Annotated in this window: 1 protein-coding gene; it reads right to left on the bottom strand. The window is 34.4% G+C overall.

Annotation, left to right across the window (positions count from 1 at the left end; genetic code table 11):
• Nucleotides 1-309 precede the first annotated feature (309 nt).
• On the bottom strand, nt 310-1,200 hold the full coding sequence (locus tag BLQ00_RS17380; protein ID WP_093145588.1) for an AbiTii domain-containing protein: 891 nt from the start codon (nt 1,198-1,200) through the stop codon (nt 310-312).
• Nucleotides 1,201-1,316 lie beyond the last annotated feature (116 nt).

The raw sequence follows: 1,316 nt of genomic DNA, 5'->3' as shown, positions 1-1,316 counted from the left end.
AACTTGCCGTCAATATTATCAATAAAAAAATATTTACGATATATTTGGTTAAAAGTTCTTTCATTCTTGAATTCGGCAATTACTGCCAACGGGTTAGTATAACGATTGTTGCGTTTGGCGCAGCGCGCTGAGGGCAGCAGCGACAAGTTCGACTTCTCTTCTTAGTTCCAAATTCAACAGAGCTGCGTGAGACTCAGAAGGGCAAGCGTTACGTTATTTTTCAGTAACCAATATAGCTAAATATTTGTAGAAATTATTTAGTAATTCCCGCAAGAGCAATAATTGTTATACGTTGTTGTAAGTAGGCTTTTAGATTAAATTTCCAACGAATTCTATTAATTCAGGCATATTTTCATAAACTCCTTTCGCTGTCATTGAAGCTGATACTCGTCCTAACCAACTCATTATTTTCCCTTTTCTTTCAGATGAACCTTTTGGGTTTTCTTTGTCGATTGTTTGTAACTCTTCAAGTGCTTCTTCTTCAACACCAAGTTCTTTTAGTTTTGCAATTTGGTCAGCATTAATTGTTAAGTTAATATCTCCTTGAGTTATTTGTTCTCCTGCAGCCACATTTAAAGGATTGTTATTCCCGTAAATATTGTTTGTTATTATATTTTGTGCTTTTTTACTATTCTCGTCACTCATAACATATTTGTTGTCTAAATCTGGAAATTGTTCTTCTAAATCTTGTAAAGTGTCAATTAGTTTTTGTTTCGTTAATTCCACTACATTTGTTAGTTGAGCCTTTCCAATTGTTCTTTTTCCACTTCTTATCACACCTCGGTTTTGAGCCATTTGGTCTTTATATAATTCACTCACGGTTTGCACCATTCCACCGTTAAGATGAATATATGCTTTTCCTTCTTTCATTTGTCCGATATTTTGCTCAACAATAGCAATTGGCTCTACAACTCTATGATGATTTAATAAATCACTTAAATCTCTTTGGTCGTCAGATAATACGACTGGAAAGGATTGAACGTGACCAAACGGAAATTCAGCTGTTAATTGAATTTCTGCCCATATTTTTCGGTATTCAGGCATTAATGGGTCTTCATAGTCATAGCCATTTAATTCCTTATTCAGCCAGTTTTTAAAGGTCTCATTCTTAATTTGTCGTGCTATCAGTTTAGCTCTTGTTAATCCTTGTGATACGGTTATTTTATCGTATACAATATCTGTTATTAATTCGTTTATCATCTTGTTTTTCAGCTTACTTACAACGGGTTTGTATAATAATTGTAGCGTTTGGCGCAGTGTGCGGCTTGAAGCGGCGACACCTTTTCAATTCTCTATTTAGTTCAAATTATTCAGAG

It is taken from the genome of Ulvibacter litoralis, assembly GCF_900102055.1.
Classification (GTDB): Bacteria; Bacteroidota; Bacteroidia; order Flavobacteriales; family Flavobacteriaceae; genus Ulvibacter; species Ulvibacter litoralis.
This window is presented reverse-complemented; position numbering and strand designations above follow the sequence as displayed.

Bases quoted from the DNA above. Each gene is read 5' to 3' on its own strand.
- BLQ00_RS17380 (WP_093145588.1), bottom strand. From the start codon at position 1,200: ATGATAAACGAATTAATAACAGATATTGTATACGATAAAATAACCGTA.